The organism is Ruegeria discodermiae (assembly GCF_030758345.1).
Classification (GTDB): Bacteria; Pseudomonadota; Alphaproteobacteria; order Rhodobacterales; family Rhodobacteraceae; genus Ruegeria_C.
Genome location: NZ_JAVAMO010000013.1, coordinates 22,323 through 41,954 on the forward strand (window position 1 = coordinate 22,323; position 19,632 = coordinate 41,954).

16 protein-coding genes and 1 tRNA gene are annotated in these 19,632 nt (G+C 52.9%); 10 read left to right on the top strand and 7 right to left on the bottom strand.

Annotated elements, in window-relative coordinates:
- Positions 1-6 precede the first annotated feature (6 nt).
- Entirely contained in the window at positions 7-921 is a 915-nt protein-coding gene (locus Q5Y75_RS20850; RefSeq protein WP_306201205.1) for a fumarylacetoacetate hydrolase family protein, read from the bottom strand.
- Between the two features lie 141 nt (positions 922-1,062).
- Here Q5Y75_RS20850 and Q5Y75_RS20855 point away from each other — a divergent pair, with 141 nt between their 5' ends.
- The 6 genes from Q5Y75_RS20855 to Q5Y75_RS20880 all read left to right on the top strand — a co-directional run bounded on the left by Q5Y75_RS20855 (position 1,063) and on the right by Q5Y75_RS20880 (position 6,632).
- Entirely contained in the window at positions 1,063-1,743 is a 681-nt protein-coding gene (locus Q5Y75_RS20855) for a FadR/GntR family transcriptional regulator (RefSeq protein WP_306201207.1), read from the top strand.
- 194 nt (positions 1,744-1,937) lie between these two features.
- Positions 1,938-2,621 carry a fumarylacetoacetate hydrolase family protein gene (locus Q5Y75_RS20860; protein ID WP_306201209.1) on the top strand — a complete coding sequence of 228 codons (684 nt, stop codon included), beginning with the start codon at positions 1,938-1,940 and terminating at the stop codon, positions 2,619-2,621.
- Between the two features lie 60 nt (positions 2,622-2,681).
- Positions 2,682-4,217, top strand: a complete 1,536-nt coding sequence (locus tag Q5Y75_RS20865; protein ID WP_306201211.1) for an acyl--CoA ligase — start codon at positions 2,682-2,684, stop codon at positions 4,215-4,217.
- A gap of 4 nt (positions 4,218-4,221) precedes the next feature.
- A complete protein-coding gene (locus tag Q5Y75_RS20870) occupies positions 4,222-5,199 on the top strand; it encodes a 2-dehydropantoate 2-reductase (protein WP_306201213.1) in 978 nt (325 codons plus the stop codon).
- Positions 5,200-5,395: 196 nt separating this feature from the next.
- Positions 5,396-5,881 carry a hypothetical protein gene (locus Q5Y75_RS20875; RefSeq protein WP_306201215.1) on the top strand — a complete coding sequence of 162 codons (486 nt, stop codon included), beginning with the start codon at positions 5,396-5,398 and terminating at the stop codon, positions 5,879-5,881.
- Between the two features lie 421 nt (positions 5,882-6,302).
- Positions 6,303-6,632 (top strand): NHLP leader peptide family RiPP precursor, encoded by a 330-nt coding sequence (locus tag Q5Y75_RS20880; protein ID WP_306201217.1) that lies wholly within the window; start codon positions 6,303-6,305, stop codon positions 6,630-6,632.
- Between the two features lie 516 nt (positions 6,633-7,148).
- Here the strand turns inward: Q5Y75_RS20880 and Q5Y75_RS20885 are convergent.
- Positions 7,149-7,844 carry a competence protein CoiA gene (locus Q5Y75_RS20885; protein ID WP_306201218.1) on the bottom strand — a complete coding sequence of 232 codons (696 nt, stop codon included), beginning with the start codon at positions 7,842-7,844 and terminating at the stop codon, positions 7,149-7,151.
- A 435-nt stretch (positions 7,845-8,279) separates the two neighbouring features.
- On the opposite strand from Q5Y75_RS20885, the gene Q5Y75_RS20890 reads away from it, so the two are divergent.
- On the top strand, positions 8,280-9,374 hold the full coding sequence (locus tag Q5Y75_RS20890; protein ID WP_306201220.1) for a hypothetical protein: 1,095 nt from the start codon (positions 8,280-8,282) through the stop codon (positions 9,372-9,374).
- Between the two features lie 51 nt (positions 9,375-9,425).
- On the opposite strand, the gene Q5Y75_RS20895 is transcribed toward Q5Y75_RS20890, so the two are convergent.
- Genes Q5Y75_RS20895 through Q5Y75_RS20905 form a run of 3 tightly spaced genes read right to left on the bottom strand, consistent with a single transcriptional unit; the run spans position 9,426 to position 15,300 of the window.
- Positions 9,426-10,667 (bottom strand): restriction endonuclease subunit S, encoded by a 1,242-nt coding sequence (locus Q5Y75_RS20895; RefSeq protein WP_306201222.1) that lies wholly within the window; start codon positions 10,665-10,667, stop codon positions 9,426-9,428.
- Entirely contained in the window at positions 10,660-12,300 is a 1,641-nt protein-coding gene (locus tag Q5Y75_RS20900; RefSeq protein ID WP_306201224.1) for an HsdM family class I SAM-dependent methyltransferase, read from the bottom strand. The genes Q5Y75_RS20895 and Q5Y75_RS20900 overlap by 8 nt, the downstream gene beginning before the upstream one ends.
- A gap of 3 nt (positions 12,301-12,303) precedes the next feature.
- Positions 12,304-15,300: a type I restriction endonuclease subunit R gene (locus tag Q5Y75_RS20905; RefSeq protein WP_306201226.1), complete on the bottom strand. Its 2,997-nt coding sequence runs from the start codon at positions 15,298-15,300 to the stop codon at positions 12,304-12,306.
- Positions 15,301-15,666: 366 nt separating this feature from the next.
- On the opposite strand from Q5Y75_RS20905, the gene Q5Y75_RS20910 reads away from it, so the two are divergent.
- The gene (locus Q5Y75_RS20910; RefSeq protein ID WP_306201228.1) at positions 15,667-16,176 is read left to right on the top strand and encodes a hypothetical protein; all 510 of its coding nucleotides are present in this window, start codon (positions 15,667-15,669) and stop codon (positions 16,174-16,176) included.
- Positions 16,177-16,284: 108 nt separating this feature from the next.
- On the opposite strand, the gene Q5Y75_RS20915 is transcribed toward Q5Y75_RS20910, so the two are convergent.
- Positions 16,285-16,360, bottom strand: a tRNA-Lys gene (locus tag Q5Y75_RS20915).
- A 210-nt stretch (positions 16,361-16,570) separates the two neighbouring features.
- Here Q5Y75_RS20915 and dapF point away from each other — a divergent pair.
- Complete coding sequence (gene dapF, locus Q5Y75_RS20920; RefSeq protein ID WP_306201230.1) at positions 16,571-17,413, top strand: diaminopimelate epimerase; 843 nt, start codon at positions 16,571-16,573, stop codon at positions 17,411-17,413.
- The gene (gene mtaB, locus Q5Y75_RS20925; protein ID WP_306201232.1) at positions 17,410-18,663 is read left to right on the top strand and encodes a tRNA (N(6)-L-threonylcarbamoyladenosine(37)-C(2))-methylthiotransferase MtaB; all 1,254 of its coding nucleotides are present in this window, start codon (positions 17,410-17,412) and stop codon (positions 18,661-18,663) included. Before dapF ends, mtaB begins: the two co-directional genes overlap by 4 nt.
- A gap of 149 nt (positions 18,664-18,812) precedes the next feature.
- Here the strand turns inward: mtaB and Q5Y75_RS20930 are convergent, their stop codons facing one another.
- Positions 18,813-19,628: a cytochrome c1 gene (locus Q5Y75_RS20930; protein WP_306201234.1), complete on the bottom strand. Its 816-nt coding sequence runs from the start codon at positions 19,626-19,628 to the stop codon at positions 18,813-18,815.
- Positions 19,629-19,632: the final 4 nt, after the last annotated feature.

Genomic DNA, 19,632 nt, shown 5'->3' on the forward strand with positions numbered 1-19,632 from the left:
AGCCACTTACACGGCGCGCACGGTATTCCTGAGCGTGCCGATTTCTGAAATTTCACAAACCACGATGTCCCCGTCTTTCAGGAACTGTGGAGGGTCCATCGCGTACCCGACACCCGACGGCGTGCCAGTCGCGATAACGTCGCCAGGTTCCAGGGTCATGCCCTCCGACAGGGAAGCGATCAGCGTTGGAATGTCGAAAATCATGTCCGCCGTCGTTCCGTTTTGGCGCTGTTCACCGTTGATCGTTATTCCAATTGATAATGCGTGTGGATCGCTTACTGCGTCGGCGGTCACTATTAAGGGACCCAATGGGCAAGACCCATCCAAACCCTTGCCTTTAAAGTACTGCCCACCATGTCGGCGTTGGATGTCACGAGCGGTAATGTCATTGAGGATCGTGTAGCCGTATACATGGTCGTATGCGTCAGCCTTGGCTATGTTTCGCCCCGGTTTCCCAATCACAACTGCCAGTTCAACTTCATAGTCAATGGCTTGTGAGACCGAGGGGAATATCAGAATGTCCGCCTCTGGTGCCACAATAGAGGTCGGCGGTTTTGTGAAGAAAACCGGATGCTCTGTTACACCAATTTTTTGGTTTTGTGCCCGTTCGCCCTCGGCGATGTGTTCAGCGTAGTTGCGCCCGACACAGAACAGGTTTTTGCGTGGATCAGGAATGGGAGCCAACAACGGCGCATCAGCGGGAACCAACGCGCCCTTGAGTTCGCCTTCTTCGGCCGACGAAACGAGGGTTTTCAACGCTCCAAGCGCAGCTTCGCCGCCCGCGATCAACTGCTGCATTGAACTGGCGTCCAACGCCTTGCCATGCATTTGTGCAGCGCGCAAAACGTCCAATCTACTGCCATCGGCAAGTATTGCCACGCAAACGGCGCGGCCCTTTACGGAAACATTTGCTAACCGCACTCGGCACTCCTCCCTCGTGCTGATGTCAAGCTCTGGACGCGGATCCCGTCCGGCGACTCGTTTTTAGCTTTCCTCTTACCCTTGAGTTTTTTCCGACTTGGCGCTTCAATCAATCAACCAATCACCAAATTGGGTGGGGATATGAGCGCACCAACCGAACTCGCGCAACGCGTACGAGACCTGATCAACAATGCTGGATACCGGCACAACGACAGGCTCCCGCCTGAGCGCGATCTCTGTTCAACGCTTGGGACAACCCGCAATCAGTTGCGAAGAGCGTTGGCAGAGCTTGAGGCGCAAGGGCTTATCTGGCGCCATGTGGGGCGGGGAACTTTCGTCGGTTCCAGGCCGGTTCTTAATCTTACCGACGTAACTTATTTGGGTAACCAAATAAAACCTGAACAAGTTGTATCCGTGCGATTTACGATCGAGCCACAGCTTAGCCGCCTGGCAGCGCTCCATTCCACACGTTCGGATCGTGAGCAAATGAGGCTTTGCGCGGACAAATGTCGCACGGCAGAGGATTGGCGCACTTATGAAGCGTGGGACAACAATTTGCACTACGCCATAGCCCGCTCTACTCGAAACCAGCTCTTTCTTTACTTCTTCGAGACTTTAAATTCGGTTCGAAGATCAATCGTTTGGGGGCAGCCACGGGAGACTTTGAAGCCCGTAGAAGACTATTCGAGTTTTAGTGAACATGATGTGATCGTGTCAGCCATAGCGAAGGGTGATGGCGAGCTTGCGGCCAGTGCCATGGTCGATCACTTGAAATCGGTTTATTCACGTGTGCTGCCAAAGAGCATCCAGTCCGACGACTGAGGCAGCGCCAAGGCCCAACCAATTTGGGAAATGGTCGGGCCGGATTAAAGCCGTGGCTCTTGCAAAATAGCGTAGATTTTGGCGATGACTTGGTAAGCGGCCACGTCCATTTGAATATGACGTGGCATTGATCGGAAGGTGTCTGTCCGTTTGAAAATCCGATCGTTGGCTGTCAAACGCTCAGGAGGAAAGCGATGTCCGACCATGTCATTCCCGCGCCGGAGGTGCATGTAATACCCGTAGCGGGGGGCGGCACGTTCCCGGTTCGTCGTGTTTATTGCATAGGGCGAAACTACGCGGCACATGCGATTGAAATGGGTCACGACCCAAACCGGGAACCCCCGTTTTTCTTTCAAAAGAACCCAAACAACTTAGACCCTTCTGGCGAGTTTCCTTACCCCCCGCACAGTTCTGATGTGCATCACGAAGCCGAAATGTATGTCGCGCTCAAGTCCGGCGGTACAAATATCTCGGTGGATGATGCATTGGATCGTGTCTTTGGGTACGGGCTTTCGCTTGATATGACCCGCCGCGACCTGCAAGGACAGATGAAAAAAATGGGCCGCCCTTGGGAAATTGGTAAGGCGTTCGAGTGCTCAGCGCCGTGCGGACCAATTCACCAAGTGTCAGAAGTCGGACATCTTGATAAAGGTCCAATTACGTTGACGGTGAATGGAGAAATTCGTCAGGAAGGAGACTTGAACCAGATGATCTGGAAAGTCCCCGAGATGATCTCCTACCTGAGTGACCACTTCGAGCTTGCAGCGGGTGACGTCATCCTTTCAGGAACGCCTTCTGGTGTTGGTCCCGTCAACCGAGGGGATGTTATGGTCTTGGCCCTCGACAAGTTGGGCAGCCTGAATGTACGCGTAACTTAGGACCTGCTGCGACAACCTTACTTTGCGAAAGAAACCGACGCTTTTGTAAACGGATAACAGATGCCCCATTTAGTCGCTGAATTGATCGCACGCCACGCAGACACTGAAAATGCCATTGGTGCCCCTGGCCGGTCTTGGTTGAGCTATCTTGGTTTGCGCCAGCATTGCGCGAAGGTCAAAGAGGATCTGAATCAGATCGGAGTAGGGCGCGGCGACAGGGTGGCAATTGTGTTGCCCAACGGACCAGAGATGGCGACGGCATTCATATCCGTCGCCCAAGTGGCGACGACGGCGCCCTTAAACCCTGCATACACTTTCGAAGAATACATCTTCTATCTCAAAGACCTGAAAGCAAAGGCCCTTCTTGTAAGCGAAAACGAAAATGGCCCAGCCGTGCAAGCGGCGACGGAGCTGGGTGTGGTCGTCTTGCGGATTTCTAGCGATAGTTCTCGTCCAGCTGGGCAGTTTTCCGTTTTGGCCTGTGACCCAATTGGAGTGGCTGATACATCAGAGCCGGGCGAAGATGACGTCGCCCTGATACTCCACACATCAGGAACAACGTCGCGCCCCAAGATCGTTCCTTTGACGCAGGCCAACATTTATTCGTCGGCGCGGAACGTTGCTTCGTCTTTGATGCTAACGACAGACGATCGTTGTCTGAGCATTATGCCTCTGTTTCATATCCATGGGTTGATCGCGGCCGTCGCCGCTTCATTATGCGCTGGATCGCAAATTAGCTGCACCCCTGGGTTCAACGCTCTCAGCTTTTTTACGCAGGTCGCTGAGGTTGATCCGACATGGTACACAGCAGTTCCGACAATGCACCAAGCTATTCTCGCCCGAGCCGCCCGAAACCAATCGACTATTGAGGAATCTCGATTGCGTTTCTTGCGGTCTTCTTCCGCGTCGTTGCCCGCGCCGGTAATGGAAGAGTTGATTGCGACTTTTAATGCGCCTGTGATCGAAGCCTATGGTATGACTGAGGCTACGCATCAAATGTGTTGCAACCCGCTTCCTCCACAAAAGCAAAAGCCGGGATACGTCGGACTAGCAGCGGGCCCCGAAGTCAGAATTGCAGACGAAACGGAAAATGTATTGATCGCTTCGCGTGACGTCGGAGAAATCGTTATCAGCGGACCGAACGTGACCCCCGGGTATGAGAGCAACCCCCAGGCAAATGCAGACAATTTCTTTGAAGCGGATGGAAAACTCTGGTTTCGCACCGGTGATCAAGGGTCGTTCAACAAAGAGAATTATCTGCGACTGACCGGACGCCTAAAGGAGCTTATTAATCGCGGCGGAGAAAAAATCAGCCCGCTTGAAGTTGACGCCGTGCTTCTGAGCCATCCGGACGTTGCTCAGGCAGTTTGTTTTGCCGTTCCCCACGAAAAACTTGGCGAAGACATAGCGGCGGCGGTGGTGCTCTCAGAAGGAGCGGCGATTGCAGGTCAGGAAGTCCGGGATTTTGTTGGCGCGCGGCTCGCAAAGTTCAAGGTGCCGACTTCAGTGGTTATTCTCGAAGAGATACCAAAAGGCGCGACTGGTAAGATACAAAGGATCGGGCTGGCCGCTAAATTGGGACTAGCAAAGGCTTAGACACATGAAAGTTTGTATCTTTGGTGCCGGAGCTATCGGAGGTTACGTTGCCGCGAAGCTCGCGCAGACTGACGTCGACGTTAGTGTCATTGCGCGAGGCCCACATCTGGCTGCAATGCAAGAAAAAGGGCTGACTCTCCATGAGGATGGGCGGGACCCGATCAACGTGCCAATATGCGCCTCGGACAATGCCGCCGATCTCGGCCCACAAGACTATGTCTTTATCACACTGAAAGCGCATTCCGTTCCAGCAGTTGTGGGCTCGATGCAGCCGCTGATTGGGGCAGAAACAACAATAGTGAGCGGAGTGAACGGGGTACCCTGGTGGTATTTCCACAAGCTGGGCGGCACCTTCGAGGGGACTAGATTGTCATCTGTAGACCCGGGAGACGCGCAATGGAACGGTTTCGGGCCGGACCGGGTGCTTGGATGTGTTGTTTATCCAGCCGCAGAAGTCATTGCTCCGGGATCGATCAAGCATGTCGAAGGCAATCGGTTTTCGTTAGGCGAACCCGATGGCTCTAAATCAGACCGTGCCGCCAACCTTTCGGCTGCACTGTCCACCGCCGGTCTGCGTGCGCCTGTAAGACCAAGAATTCGGGACGAGATTTGGCTGAAACTATGGGGCAACTTGTCGTTCAATCCTATTTCCGCTCTAACCCACTCAACACTTGATGTCTTGTGTACCGACCAAGGCTCACGCTCCGTGGCTCGCGGGATGATGCTTGAGGCTCAGGAAATCGGTGAGAAACTTGGTGTAAAATTCCCGATAGACGTTGAAAAACGGATCGACGGTGGAGCGGCCGTCGGTGGGCACAAGACCTCCATGTGGCAGGATTTGGAGTTGTGCCGACCGATGGAAATTGATGCCTTAGTAACTTCAGTGCAAGAACTGGGACAACTTACAGGGGTCTCAACGCCCACCATCGACATCGTTGCGTCACTGGTCAAACTCCGGGCAAAGGTCGCCGGTCTCTATTAAAGTTTCTTTGGGCCTTGCAACAAAAGCGTGGCTTGAGGCGGATAACTGAGACTGGTTCGAAAGTGCTATCACGCAACTTTGAGAGTTTATCCGCGGATTCGTTGGCTGAAAATGGGGAGAACGTCCAAGCGGCTTAGTGAACTTCAACCAGGGCGTGGTAGTCACTGCGCCCCTTTTGTTTGTAACGAGTGTTTCCATGACCTTTTACCAAGTGAACCGGAGCTGGTCGGATCAGTTCCTGCCGAAGATTAGGCGCATTGTCGGGGGCCACTTGCTCAAGGCCGCGCCTGATCCTCTGGATCACTTTCAAGCCACGGACTTGGTTACACTGGATGCCAGAGACATGCGCATCGCAGCCCGTGTTCGCCGTCCCGGCTACTCGATGCTCTATCCCAACCAGTTCACCATCCGCGCACAGGTGCCGTCAGGCGCAGAAACCGAGCTATCCAAGATAGTGAACGGCTACGGCGACTGGATGTTCTACGGTCACGCAGGAGTTGACGGGCTGTCGCTACCAAACTGGTGGCTCATCGACCTGCGGGCGTTCAGGGCCGCTCTGATCCGTCATGGAGCCAATGGCAGCTTCGTTCGCATGGGCGACAAGCGGAACCCAGACGGGACGTGCTTCAAGTGGTTCGACATCCGGTCTTTCCCGGGTGATCCGCCACTGGGAGTGGTGTAGGGTGAGAACGGCACACTTTTTTATTCAAACGTGACTCACTTCACAGAAGGTCAGCGGCGATTGGTTCATGCTGGACTTGTTAAGTGGTTACGTCAGTAAGGCGTTGGTTCAGTGAACTCCCCAAAAAGGTACGGGCACGCAACAGGTCGTGCCCGTTCTTTGTTTTGAAGGGCGCGTACTAGGCAAACAGTCACTCGCACTGGCGGCATGATTGCATTGCCGATACCGGCTGTTCGCCTCTGGTGCTATGGCGGCGCAAGTATACGAATGACCGCTCATTGCACCATTCCATCTGAAAGACTCTATTGTATCGATGCCACGAACCGAGCGCTAAGCAGATTGGTAAAGTCGAATTAACGCGACTTAAAGCTCAACGTTAGACCGCTTACCCATCTCCCTTATATGGATGAAGGAGGCTAAAATGATGATGCAGAAATCGGAAGTGAACCCCACTCAGGCAGCAAAGTTAGAATTTCTGAATAAGGCTTGGACCGACAAAGATTTCGCGCTGCAACTGGAAGAAGACCCCAAAGCCGCCCTCGCAGAGTTTGGAATCAACTTTCCCAATGGTGTTGATGTCCGTATTGTGCGCGACACGGCGACAGAAAAGTACTTTCACATCCCGGTGGCTCCGGGAGAGAGCGAAATCTCTGACGCCGATTTGTTGGACGCGCAGGGTGGAACAACAATAATATGCCTGAGCGGCACGGTTTCCATCATCGTAGGGACGTCGGCCACTGTTACACTGTAGCTTCTGGTCTTCTGTCTTGGCGCTGCTGAGAACTCCGTAACCATCTCCGGGTTCTCTCCCGGGATGGCGCGCTTGATCTCTGCTGGAAACCATCTCAAATGCTACGACCACAGGCAATTAAAGCGGCCACTTGTGCGAACGCGGCGAATGCCTGCAAAAGCTCGATCAACCGAACTTGGCGCAATATCACCGGCTCCTCACAAGTGGTAGCCGGTGTCTTTTTTTGGTCCTGGGGCCAGTGAGCAGATTTACTCTTGGCCGATTCAGCGGGCTATTCGGTGGGCTTTGTCCCCCATATATGGCCCTTCTCAGTCACTATGAGGTAAAAAGCATGTTGGGTAACGCAACCTGCCGGACGCAGGCGAGACGTGCGTTGGAAGCGGTGAAGCCAAACGTCATCAATCAGAGGCTCAATGAGTGCTTGGATTATCTAATCGCAAACATCGAAGGAAATTCGAGTTGTATAGCGGACGTCACATTTAAACAATTGTCCGCAGGTCACATCAACTGGCAAGGCTAGAACCGACGCAATCCTCTATGACGTCGCCTTTGTGGGGTCCGCTGAATTTGGACAGGTGGCGGGCGATTACCCTGTTTGAACTGCTCCACCAATGCAGTTTTTTTGAGGGTGTACATTAAAGCCGAGTTCTCAAGGCTTCGACCAATCACCCAGACGTCATCCATACCAAAATCAATCACGACTGGCGCATTTAGGCCGCTCCATTTCTTAAGAAAGCGTGAGTCATAGTAATACACTTCGTAGACATGAGCGCCGCTTGAATTGAGCGGGCGCGCATGTTTCAGAGCATCCATGAACTGATTGATGGTGCTTTCCAAACGCATACCATCGACGATCCAACAAATATCTTTGTGGAAAGCCGTCCGCTTGTCGACCTCTTCGCGAGCAATTGCGGAATGCTGGAACTCGAGCGCCAATCCCTGAGGGGTGAGAACGTCCGCAATGTGCAACTCGCCGTCCTGGTCTCGCCGCCCCTGTTCCTGCCACTCGTTTGGAAACAGGTTCTTCCATGTTCGATGCCATTCCTTTTCGGGCTCCCACCAGTGATCGCAATGCTTGGTCGACTTATGAGCCCAATGCCACACGCGGATCTTGCCGCACCGCGCGATTACCTCGCTTTCGCAAAATGGGCATTTAGCTTTCAGTCTAGGGGCCGGTTCGATCCGTTCACCATTAAGGGCTGCAAATTTCATTCTCGAAGATTTCACCTTCACTATGTTGATCGAATACCTAGTTACTTGTGCACGACTACTAGGCGATCCAAGGTCGTCGCGCGCCAACACTGGCCCAAAGTGTTTTTGCTGGGCACAAATTTTACTTGAGGGGCGCTCTCGAGGTTTCTGGACGATACCTCGCAATGCATCCGCTTTGGCAGTTCAGAGACAGGGCAAATGATCAAAAATCAGTTTGATCCAACAAACAACTATCTGGAAACCCAAAAGAAAATTAGCCACCCCGTCGCAGAGACACTAGAATTCTGCAACGTCTGGGACGGAAAAGACCGAAACCACATGGCGAGACAGAAAATCCAACGCCGCCATTAGAGCTGTTGTACAAGCCGCCCGCCCAAGCTTGGGCGTCATCACCCCAAATGCTATCATCCAAGAAAACAGAAACTGATAGGCTTCATGCTTCGAACCAAAGCTCTGCGCTCCATTATTGAAACCGCACCCATCTACAAAATGTCTCTTGGCAAGTCGGCCGCGTATGAAGAAGAGGCGCTTGAACGAGGTGCCCTTCTGTTTCAGACGGAAGCCCGCCTCTACGATGCAGTTGTAGCTGGCGACCAATCCCAAATCGCTGCTGCTGGTGCGCTCGTTAAGTCTGAGAACTACCCAGATGGAGGAGCCCCATCGAGTGCATGGGGAATATGGGCAGCCAACATCCGTACTTTTTTGGACCTAGAACCAGACTCATTGGTCCTACATTGGGAAGCCAAACGAGATCAGCTATACTGGGGCGTGATCGATCAACATCCGATCGAATACTTGCGCGACGAAGAATCGATTCAAGGCCAGGCCGGCTACTTCTTTGAGCGCAAGCTGAGGGACGGGTGGCAGTCGACATCGATCCATGACGTCCCGTTGAGCAACATCCATCCTAAGGCGAGAAACCTAGCCATCAACATGGCAACGATAAATCTGGTTCAGACCGATGCAGATTTCTTCCGAGCACTTCTTGCGGATGAGCCGATAGACGAGTGGACAGAACGTCAGGATTGGAAGGAGGCAGCCCGGAAGTCCGGGTGGCACCCGAAACCAATTGCCCAACTTAAAAGGCTCTACAGAGAGAAAATTGTTACCCCTACTGTTCGCGAGGTGGCCGATGACTTCGAAGAAGAGGTCAAACGTATGGCAGGCACCGCGATGAAAACGGTCCAGTATGCCAACGGCCAAACAGTACTGACCACCGTAAAGGAGAAGAACACAGATTTAACTCGGGATGAACTTGAAGAAGAAATCGGACGGCTGTTCGTCAGCCAAGAATATCAATGTGCATTGACACGATACGACTTCCGCAGAAAGTCCAAAAACAAGCATCTCTTTCCTAGCCTAGATCGGATCGACTCATCGCTTGGGTACATCAGCGGGAACCTTCAGATCGTGACCCGCGCTGCGAATTTCTACAAGTCGGCCAGCGACGCTGAAGATTGGGAGCAAAAGGCATTGGCATTGGAAAAGATGGCCATCGCCATACAGAAACATCGCAGAACGATGAAATGACCAGATACCCTAATCTCGAACTTATGTGTAAAGGCAACTAAATCTCTCTATTTAGTCGCGTACACTGATCTGACCATTCATCAGCATGGGTAGGAGCCAGTCACGTAGCCTTATTAGTTCTTGGTTTTCTGTCCTTAGCTGAACTTGTTGACTCAGCATTGGAGCGACCAATTTTTCGAAGTCTTTGACTAGCTTCGAAGGCGGATCGATTACTCGGCTCTGCTTTAGGTGGTCTTGAGTGATATGCCCCATAGTGGTTTTGCGCCGCTCGGCCATCATTTTGAAGTGGCTTAAGTAGTTTCTTAACTGGAAATAGACCCAAGGCTTAGAGTGCTCCAGTGGAGTGACTTTGAAAATATGCTGGTTAAGGGCACCGCGACCTCCCGACCAAATCATGACTTCAAGGGTCGCAGACCAAGAGAAGAGAATATCGCCGTTCTCGACAATGGCATCTGACGGCAAATCTGGCTTCGCTCTTTCCGTGCCCTTGTTAAACCCTTCACCCATTTCTCGGATTTTTATCACGGGAAGAAACTCCTCTCCCAAGGGGCGATGCTTCTGCATTGCCAAGCCGTTGAAATATCTTGCAATATTCCAGAGGGACGTAGGTTGCCACCCAAGAGGAACTAGACGCTTAAGTTGTTCGCACCAGACCATTTTGCCGCCTGACGACTTGTATGGTTTACCGTTTCCATCGGGGAAGTCGAACTGAATGAACCAGTAGTCATAAATCAGCTTCGCCATCGCATCGAGCTCAGCATTGATTTCGTTATTAAGGGTAATCTTGGCATCCAAGTTCTTCAGAATCATGGATAGCTTGCGTTGGTCCTGAACATCAAGCAACGGAGCCAAAACGTCGTAGATGCGATCCGGTGACGTGTGTTTTACCTTTGAGCCAGTGGACGAAAGCCGAATTTGTTTGCGTACAGAACTGGTTTGGAAAAGGTAGTATAGGAATTCCGGATCGACCTCTTCAGGGTCACAGGATATCAAACCCAATCTCTGGTTGTGTAGGTATAAATCACTTTCAGGAACGAAGGCACAGCTTCCCAGCAGTCCGTCTGTTTGTTCGGTCATGGCCACGATAAGGTCGCCAGTATCTAGTATATATTCCTCGGGGAAAGCGCTCGTGTAGAACTTGTCTTTGGCTTCGTCGCGCTTGAAGCCTCCACCTTCATGAAAGTTGCCCGGAGTGAGCACAACATACGTACCATGGCTGGCAAAATGCTCACCCTTGAATGCAAAGCCGTGCTTGATCTTGATCTTGCCGCGTAGCGGCTTCAATTCACGCATCTTCAAAATTCAAGCCGTTAAGAGATTTTCGCACCAGCTCTGACTGTGCTTCCGACTTCTCGAACAGGTCAGCCAATTTTTTTTTGCTCTCGTCTATTCGACTTGAAAATTCGCCTGCAGAGATATCGACGTATTCAATCTTCACATCGAAATATTGGCCCGCGCTGAAAGAATAGCTTTTTTGTCTAAGTTCGTCATCGGTCACCATAACCGATAGATCTTCAACAGCTTCTCTCTCATTGAATGTCTCAATGATCAGGAGTTCCTCTTTGGCGCTAAGCAGTGTCTTTTGGTTCTTACCTTCCTTGACGGTTGTCCCGAGCTTTGATGCATCGATCAAGATCGACTTTTCACCTGCATTCTTGTCAATGAAGATGATCGATACATTTGTGCCGGTGGTCGCGAAGATATTGCTTGGCATCGAAACCACGCCTGCCAGCATATGCTTATCAACGAGCTTCTGGCGGATTTTTTTGTCGATCCCTGTCTGCGCGGTCAGGAAACCGGTTGGAACGACCATTGCCGCTTTGCCGTTTTCATCGAGCGAGTGAATAATGTGCTGCAGGAAGAGCTGGTAGATTGCCATGCTTTCCTTCTTCTTGGCAGGAATTTTGGGAATGCCTGCGAAGAAGCGTTCATTGTTTGCCTTTGACTCCAGATCATCGCGAAAATCGCTGAAGTCCATTTTGAAGGGCGGGTTTGACACGATGTAGTCGAATGACTTCAGTTCTGTCTCGTCCTTATGCGACGGATGCAAGATCGTATTGCCTTGGACGACGTTTTGAATGGAGTGAACGAGATTGTTCAAGATCAGGTTGAGCCGCAACAGGCTTGAGGACTTTTGCGATATATCCTGCGAGAAGATGCTGCATCGACTTTCGCCGATGGCATGTGCGAGGTTCATCAACAATGTGCCTGACCCTGCCGAAGGATCGTAGCAGGTCACATCGCGCACTTGGCCCTGTTGGTCCTTCGGAACGAGGATTTCGGCCATAATTTTTGCGACAGCGTGTGGAGTGTAGTACTCGGCATATTTACCGCCGCTGTCTTTGTTGTAGTCAGAAATCAGGTACTCAAAGATCGTCGCATAGAAGTCGAACTTCTGAGTGAATATATGCTCAAAGCTGAACTCCACGACCTTGTTGATAAGAGCGCGGCAGAAGTCGTCACGTTTTGATGTATCTGAGATGTACTCGCTGACGCGGTCGAACATTGGGGCCTTTGAGCCGGTGTCAGACTTCACCGCGAAGATATCATTGTTTTGTATAGCAATGTCCCGCAACGTGTCGTCGAACAACTTGGCAAAGTCGGCTTGGTTTTGGTTCTCGAACAAATGCGCAATGAAGTGATCGGTTTGCAGCCGAGCCGTTCCCGCAGGTAGCTGTAGCTGCAACATCTCGAAGTCGTCAGCGTCCATCGCGCCGATAGCTGCCTCCCAGTTCTCCGCCGCGGCGACCTTCTCGTCGAGCTTCTTGATCTCATAGGCGAACTTGTCGTTCAGAAATTTGTATAGAAAAACTTGGGTGATGATCTTGAACTCGTTGCCGTCATTGCCCAGGCCATATGATGCACATACGGCCTTAAGCCCGTCGATCATCTCTTTTGTTTTTCGTTCGAAGTCTTGGGTGACCATCGGTTAGGCGCCTGTCTTGTATTCTTCCAGATACTCTCGTGTCACCAAGCTGTTGATGAATCGAGATACCTCTGGGTTGAGCTTGATTTTCTGCTTGTTTTTAAACTCTTCGATGACTGGGCGCATCATCGTTTGTTCAAAATAATTTTCATTTCGGACGACTTGCGAGTTCTCAAGCACGACAAGGTCCGCTGCTGCCTTCACACCCGTCAAAGCCTCGTAGATGCGCCTTTCTGACTCGGTCAAACTGCCTTGCTCGACCAAGCGCTTGTGAACGCGAACAAACTTTCGGTCGTTCCCATACTTGGCCCGCAACTGATCGTTCTGTCGGTTCAGTTCTTTTATCCGATCATGGATTTTGTTCAGGCTTCCAATGTTTGCGATCATGGTTTCCTGATCGACTTCGCTAAGTTTCTTCTTTTTGAACAGACGTTCGAGCTCTTCGCGAAGCGACACAAACTCTGGGTCTTTCTGGTCGTAGTTGTTGGCCAACGCCTCACGAGTTTGCCTAAGGGTGTTCTTTAGCTCGTCCGCCAAGACAAGCTCTTCTTCGCCGATTTTCGAGAACATGAAGACCACGTCTTCCAAGGCAGAGTTTAGGAGATTCGACGCTGCATCGCTGTTCTCAAGGTTTTCCTTCAAGTTCAGACGGTCAAGATGGTTCGACACTTCACGATAGAGCCAAGTGATTTTCTTGAAGTCCAATTGCTCCAAGACATCAAAATGCCCCATCAGGCGGATCAAATTGTAGAGGCTCTTTGCGTTGTCCAGCGTCTGCTTAATCTGCTGGACTTGTTTACGATCTTGTATCTGACTGATTTGTTGGGAGAATACCTCCGCGTTTATGAGGTCAAAGCGGAAAAGTTGATCCTTGATATCTTCAATTTCCTGCTCAATCTCTTCACGAGATTTAAAGAGATTTGAATACCTCTCCATTTCATCGCCGAGTTCGGCCTGCAGCTCGTCGAAATACGCTTTGTTGGTTGCGTCAAACTCTTTTCTGATGTCGGCAAAATCGACCACGAAACCGTAGCGCATGTCTTTATAGGTACGGTTCACGCGTGTAAGGGCCTGCAAAAGATTGTGCCGCTTGATCACTCGTCCCAGATACAGCTTCTTCAGGCGCTTGGCATCGAAGCCCGTCAAAAGCATATTGTAAACAAACAGGATATCAATTTTCCCTGCTTTGAAGTCTTCAACTAGGTCTTTTCGGGTCTCCTTGTCTCCAACATCGTGTAGAATGAGCGCCGAAGTCAGTCCAGACGGCGCAAATGTCTTCTGGAACTGCTCCTCCATCTGTTTCGCCTGCTCTGAACTATCGCAGATAACCATCGCGCCGATGGTCGGCTCGCCTAGTGCGATACGGCTGTCTCGGAGGTCATTAATTATATAGTCAAGCATCGGCTCAACAAATCGAGTGTCAGCGAAGATGGCTTTTTTATCTAAGGCACCGACAGCTACTTCAACCTCATCCAGGGCTTGCTGCAGCACAAGTTTGTAATTCGACGCAATCTCCTCGCGGATTAGCCGAAGCGTGTAACCGTCGGCGATGGAGGCGTTGTAGTAGTACTTGTGAATGTAATCCCCAAAAATCGACTTTGAATCATACTCATTGCCGAGCAAAGGCGTTCCAGTCAGACCCAGTTTGATTGCGTTTGGGTCGGCAGTGGTCAGGTTCGCAAGAAAGCTTCCTTTTGGGTTGTAGCTACGGTGTACCTCGTCGAGGAAGAACACTCGCTGCACGCTGAGATCGTAATCTGAAGCCTTCCCAATTTCCGGATCGTCCTGAAATTTTTGAATGTTCACCACTGTGATCTCAGGTAGGCCCTGATCGTTGTGGATCGCTTTGTTTGATTTGATGTCCTTTGCAAAATCGGTACGAGAATTGATCGTCCTTACACTTAGGCCACGTGCTTGAAACTCGCGCTGCGCCTGGATGAGCAGATCAAGGCGATCCACTATGAAATAGAATTTTGGGACTATCGAATTCTTTGCAAAGTAGTCTGTCAGGTGTCCGACGTTGAAGTAAGCAAGCGCAGTCTTGCCACTACCCTGAGTGTGCCAGATTATCCCCTTTTTCGTGCCCGCCCGCAGCGCCCTCTCGATTGCTTTCGTGGCGAAGACCTGAGGGTAGCGCATTACATGCTTCTGCAATCCATCGTCTTCGGCGACATACGCAAGCGCATAACGGAGGAAAAAGCTGAAGCGATCATGTTCCAATATCGAAGTGCAAATTCGGTTTGTCGGAGACGTTGGCTCCTTGTTCGTTAGAAATTCAGGATTGTGTTTTATGACAGCTAGATTGTTGTCTTTGAGCACTTCGTCCTCGGCACCGCTGCTGACGGGCAGCAGCTTGACTGTACGGCTCAAGTCTTCTTCATCTCGGAAGTAGTTGAATACAGGGTCGCTATATGAAGTCGTTGCGTAGAACGCCCCTTCGATTGGATCAGGCGACCCATCATCGTATTCCATATTGTTTGAGAATATCATCAACTGCGTGATGTTCACAAACTTCCGGAACTTAGAGTTCTGGAAACGCGTTTTCATACGCTTGCGCTCAGCCAGAACGCCTTCCTTATTGTTAGGCTTTTTGACTTCAATGAACGCCAAAGGCATCCCATTTACCAAAATCGTGATGTCCGGACGAAACTCCTCATCTTTGTTTTTGCAAGGTAGCTCAGTAACAACATTGAACGTGTTACGAGAGAAGTCCTCAAAATCAATGATCTTTGTTCCGGATTTCTCGGTAAGCCGTTCATAGAATGCTTTCCCGAGATCCTCATTCTCCAGCATCAGAGACAATTCATCCTTGAGCCTCAGAAGTTCCTCTTCGTCCGCCGTTGGGTTGATCAATTGAAGCGCGGAAACGAACACATCGGGAAAGATATTCGTGTCGGGGTCCCATCTAGCCTCCTTCAATGACAGGTATTTGTAGCCAAGCCGCACCAAGTGCAGAATAGCGGGGATCTTTACACGGGAATCTTCGTTGAACTTGCTCAAAATTCACCTTTCTTCGACCGCACATTCCTTGGGCCAAAATTCTATTGTGGGGCGGCTTCTTGAACTTGCTCGTAGGCTGGCATCCACCGGATTAAACTCCAGTTGATTCCGAGTGCCCGCCCCATGGCCATGAGCTTACTATGCTCCGACAAATAAGCACACCCGCTCAGCGGCTTAGAGCGTTATTTGCCTCACAAAAATTGACTTCAAGAACGTCGTTCGGTATTCAGAGTGAGCTGCACGGTACCTTTTCCGAGATCGCGCCCCAATCCGCACATTGCTGATTGCCTACAGGAAGCAACACTAACGTGGTGTCGGTTTCCTATCGTCTCCGATGCCCACAACTCGGAGAGGACAGAGATGTGTTTGACTAAACTGTGGCCGGTAGACCCGGCCGAAACCACGGAGCTGCTTCAGCTTGAGCAAGAGGTTGAAATCGCTCAGCGCGATAGAATGCAGCGTTGGCACGCAGAACTTGCGGCGATGGGTCGTCATGCAAGATACAGAGCTAGACATCAAGCAAAGCGTCGCCACGACCAAGCGCTACGACGAGCGATTGCGCACAACGCTTTGCCGAAGTGGATAACCGAAGATCAGTTGACCTCCATTTGCAAAAGGTATGTGAAAGCTGTCCAGCGCGAGTTCTGGACAGGCGAGCTTTATGAAGTTCACCACGAAATTGCACTGCACGGTTTGTGCGAGCAATCAGGCGAACACATTGTCTGCGGGCTACATGTTCCTGAGAATTTAGTCGTCATAACGCGCGACGAAAATCGCAGGCTTGGCGCTACAGTAACTGAGGACTGCATTTCTAGTTTCGACTATGACCCCTTCGCTCCGTCGGAAGGTGATGGCGACGCAAAATGCCCATTTTGATCGTCTTGAGCAATGTAATGTCGCAGAAACGTTGCAGAACCCTGCACCAGAACAAAAAGGCCGTCCCGTCGGGCGGCCTTCATCATCTTGATCTCTATTGAGAAACAGTGGTGAGCCGTGCAGGATTCGAACCTGCGACCCACTGATTAAAAGTCAGTTGCTCTACCAACTGAGCTAACGGCCCACTCTCTGTTTTCGAGGCCCTTGAACCCCGCGCGATGTCTAGTCATTTCACCGTCGAGGTGCAAGACCAGTTTCGCCCTTCGTGCGGCCAGCGTCCCGGAAGAACTGCCGACCCGATAGGCGGCCTAATTATGAGCAGCACCCGGGGTGGTCAAGCCCTTTTTTGGGGAATCTTCGTCGAAGGCTGGATTCACGCAGATACCGGCGTTATATGCCCGCCATGGCAGACAAATATGACACCGGATTGCCGTTCATGAAGATGCACGGGCTGGGCAACGACTTTGTTGTTGTCGATGCGCGCGCGCAGGCGGTGCCGGTCTCGGCGCGGCTCGCACAAGCCGTGGCGCACCGCCATTTTGGTGTGGGATTTGACCAGCTTGCGGTCATCGAAAACGGTGCAGAGGATGCGCATCTGGTGTTCTACAACGCCGATGGGTCAACCTCGGCTGCCTGCGGCAATGCCACGCGCTGCATTGCGCGGCATTTGATGAGCGAGAGTGGCAAGACCGAGCTGCACCTGACCACTGATCGTGGCGCATTGGTGGCTCGTGACGCGGGCGGCGGCATGACGTCTGTGAATATGGGCCAGCCACAATTGCGCTGGGACGAGGTCCCCCTGGCCGAAGAGGTGGATACGCTGGATCTGCCGATCGAGGGGGCTCCGGTCGCTACCGGCATGGGCAACCCACATTGCACGTTTTTTGTCGAAGATGCCGAGGCGGTGCCGCTTGAGATATTTGGCGCACGGTACGAGCATCATCCGCTCTACCCGCAGCGCACCAATGTGCAGGTGGCGCAGATCGTCGGTACCGATCATATTCGAATGCGCGTGTGGGAGCGTGGCGTGGGCGTGACTCTGGCATCCGGCTCCTCCTCTTGCGCCACAGCCGTGGCAGCGGCGCGGCGCGGGCTGACGGGGCGCGAAGTTCGTATCGACCTGGATGGGGGCACTCTGGACGTTGCATGGCGCGACGACGGTGTCTGGATGACGGGCCCAAGCATGCATGTCTTCTCGGGCGTTCTGACGCCGGGATTCCTGGAAACACTGACATGAGCGCCCCCCAATTCACCACTTTGGGCTGCCGTCTGAACGCCTATGAAACCGAGGCGATGAGGGAGCTGTCGGCGCAGGCCGGAATGCGGGATGCGGTGATCGTGAACACCTGCGCCGTGACCTCCGAGGCGGTGCGCAAGGCCCGGCAGGAGATCCGCCGACTGCGGCGCGAAAACCCCGATGCCCGCGTCATCGTCACCGGCTGCGCGGCCCAGACCGAGCCCGAGACCTTTGCCCGGATGGACGAGGTTGACGCCGTGATCGGGAATACCGAGAAGATGCAGCCAGAGACCTGGATGGGGCTGGCGGCCGACTTTATTGGCGAGACCGAAGCAGTTCAGGTCGATGACATCATGTCGGTCACCGAAACCGCAGGCCACCTGATTGATGGGTTCGGAACCCGCTCGCGCGCCTATGTGCAGGTTCAGAATGGCTGCGATCACCGCTGCACCTTCTGCATTATCCCCTATGGCCGCGGCAACTCTCGCAGCGTTCCTGCGGGCGTGGTGGTGGATCAGATCAAGCGGCTGGTCGACAGGGACTATAACGAGGTTGTGTTGACCGGGGTCGACCTGACCTCCTGGGGGGCTGATCTGCCGGCAGAGCCGAAACTGGGCGACCTGGTGATGCGGATTCTGAAACTGGTGCCCGATCTGCCGCGCCTGCGGATCAGTTCGATCGATTCCATCGAGGTGGACGAGAACCTGATGCAGGCGATCGCAACCGAGCCGCGCCTGATGCCGCATCTGCACCTGTCGCTGCAACATGGTGACGATCTGATCCTGAAACGGATGAAGCGCCGCCATCTGCGCGATGACGCGATCCGTTTCGCCGAAGAGGCCCGCCGCCTGCGCCCTGAAATGACCTTTGGCGCGGACATCATCGCAGGCTTTCCGACCGAGACCGATGCGCATTTCGAAAACTCTCTGAAGCTGGTCGAAGACTGCGGCCTGACTTGGCTGCACGTCTTTCCCTATTCGCCTCGCCCCGGCACCCCTGCCGCACGGATGCCGCAGGTGGATGGCAAGGTGATCAAACACCGCGCCGCCCGCCTGCGTGCCAGCGGCGCGTCACAGGTCGGCAGGCATCTTCAAGCGCAGCTGGGCAAGACCCATCAGATCCTGATGGAAAACCCGCATATGGGCCGCACGGAGCAGTTCACAGAGGTCGATTTCTCGACCCCCCAACGCGAGGGTGCAATCGTCACCGCCGCGATCCTTGGCCAGAACGGCACCCGTCTGACCGCCTGAAGCGAACAGGCCTGCGATCCTGCGCCGTCATCAGGCAAAAGATATCTCGGGGAAGGCGCGTTTAGCGCGGCGGGGCAGGGGTCCCAAAAAGAAAACCCCCCGCAGTCAAAGACGCGAGGGGTTTGGTCGATCTCTTGCAAAGAAAGCGCTTAGTGCTTCTTGCCCTTGTGTGGTGCCCAGAGGCGCTTGTTGGTGAGGTAAAGCAGCGAGGCCAGGATCGTCAGGAACAGAACGCCGACAAAACCTGCCTGCTTGCGGGCCATCATCTTGGGCTCTGCCGCCCACATCAGGAATGCCGCAATGTCTTCGGCCTCGTGATGCAGATCGTTGGAGTGCCCGTCGGCATATTCAACATCCTCGCCGTAAAGCGGGGGCGCCATGGAAATCCAGCCACCTGGAAACGCGGTGTTCTCATAGAGAATAGTACCCGCCTCTTCTTTTTCTTCACCTGTATATCCAATCATCAGGGACGCGATGTATTCAGCGCCCCCGATGCCTTTGAACAACTGGTTGATCCCCAGACCGTAAGGCCCGTGGAAGCCGGCGCGGGATTTGGCTATCAGGCTCAGATCCGGTGCGCCAGCAGCGTGGTTTGCCGGAAAATGGTCGCTGTCGATCAAGGGACGAAACTCGTCCTTTTCCGCATCGTAAAGGTATCTGTTGGCCTCTTCATCGAGCACGGCAAAACCGGCCGCATAGGCGCGGACCTGATCTTCGGGCAGGCCAGGTCCACCCTCGTCTGCCAAGGTGCGCAGGGGCACGTATTGCAGCCCGTGGCAGGCTGCACAGACCTCGGTATAGACCTGAAGGCCGCGCTGCAGCTGGTTCTGGTCGTATGTGCCGAACGGTCCCTCGAACGAGAATGCGAAATCCTCGATATGCTGGTCTCCGCCGCCTGCCGCGAAGGACGCGGCAGGAGCCAGTGCGAGGGCAAAAGCAGCACCGATTGCTAGGTTCTTGAACATCTCA

Excerpts from the sequence above, each read along its gene's own strand:
- Q5Y75_RS20855 (WP_306201207.1), top strand. The coding sequence starts at position 1,063 with ATGAGCGCACCAACCGAACTCGCGCAACGCGTACGAGACCTGATCAAC.
- Q5Y75_RS20860 (WP_306201209.1), top strand. The coding sequence starts at position 1,938 with ATGTCCGACCATGTCATTCCCGCGCCGGAGGTGCATGTAATACCCGTA.
- Q5Y75_RS20865 (WP_306201211.1), top strand. The coding sequence starts at position 2,682 with ATGCCCCATTTAGTCGCTGAATTGATCGCACGCCACGCAGACACTGAA.
- Q5Y75_RS20870 (WP_306201213.1), top strand. The coding sequence starts at position 4,222 with ATGAAAGTTTGTATCTTTGGTGCCGGAGCTATCGGAGGTTACGTTGCC.
- Q5Y75_RS20875 (WP_306201215.1), top strand. The coding sequence starts at position 5,396 with ATGACCTTTTACCAAGTGAACCGGAGCTGGTCGGATCAGTTCCTGCCG.
- Q5Y75_RS20880 (WP_306201217.1), top strand. The coding sequence starts at position 6,303 with ATGATGATGCAGAAATCGGAAGTGAACCCCACTCAGGCAGCAAAGTTA.
- Q5Y75_RS20885 (WP_306201218.1), bottom strand. The coding sequence starts at position 7,844 with ATGAAATTTGCAGCCCTTAATGGTGAACGGATCGAACCGGCCCCTAGA.
- Q5Y75_RS20890 (WP_306201220.1), top strand. The coding sequence starts at position 8,280 with ATGCTTCGAACCAAAGCTCTGCGCTCCATTATTGAAACCGCACCCATC.
- Q5Y75_RS20895 (WP_306201222.1), bottom strand. The coding sequence starts at position 10,667 with ATGCGTGAATTGAAGCCGCTACGCGGCAAGATCAAGATCAAGCACGGC.
- Q5Y75_RS20900 (WP_306201224.1), bottom strand. The coding sequence starts at position 12,300 with ATGGTCACCCAAGACTTCGAACGAAAAACAAAAGAGATGATCGACGGG.
- dapF (WP_306201230.1), top strand. The coding sequence starts at position 16,571 with ATGCCCGCCATGGCAGACAAATATGACACCGGATTGCCGTTCATGAAG.
- mtaB (WP_306201232.1), top strand. The coding sequence starts at position 17,410 with ATGAGCGCCCCCCAATTCACCACTTTGGGCTGCCGTCTGAACGCCTAT.
- Q5Y75_RS20930 (WP_306201234.1), bottom strand. The coding sequence starts at position 19,628 with ATGTTCAAGAACCTAGCAATCGGTGCTGCTTTTGCCCTCGCACTGGCT.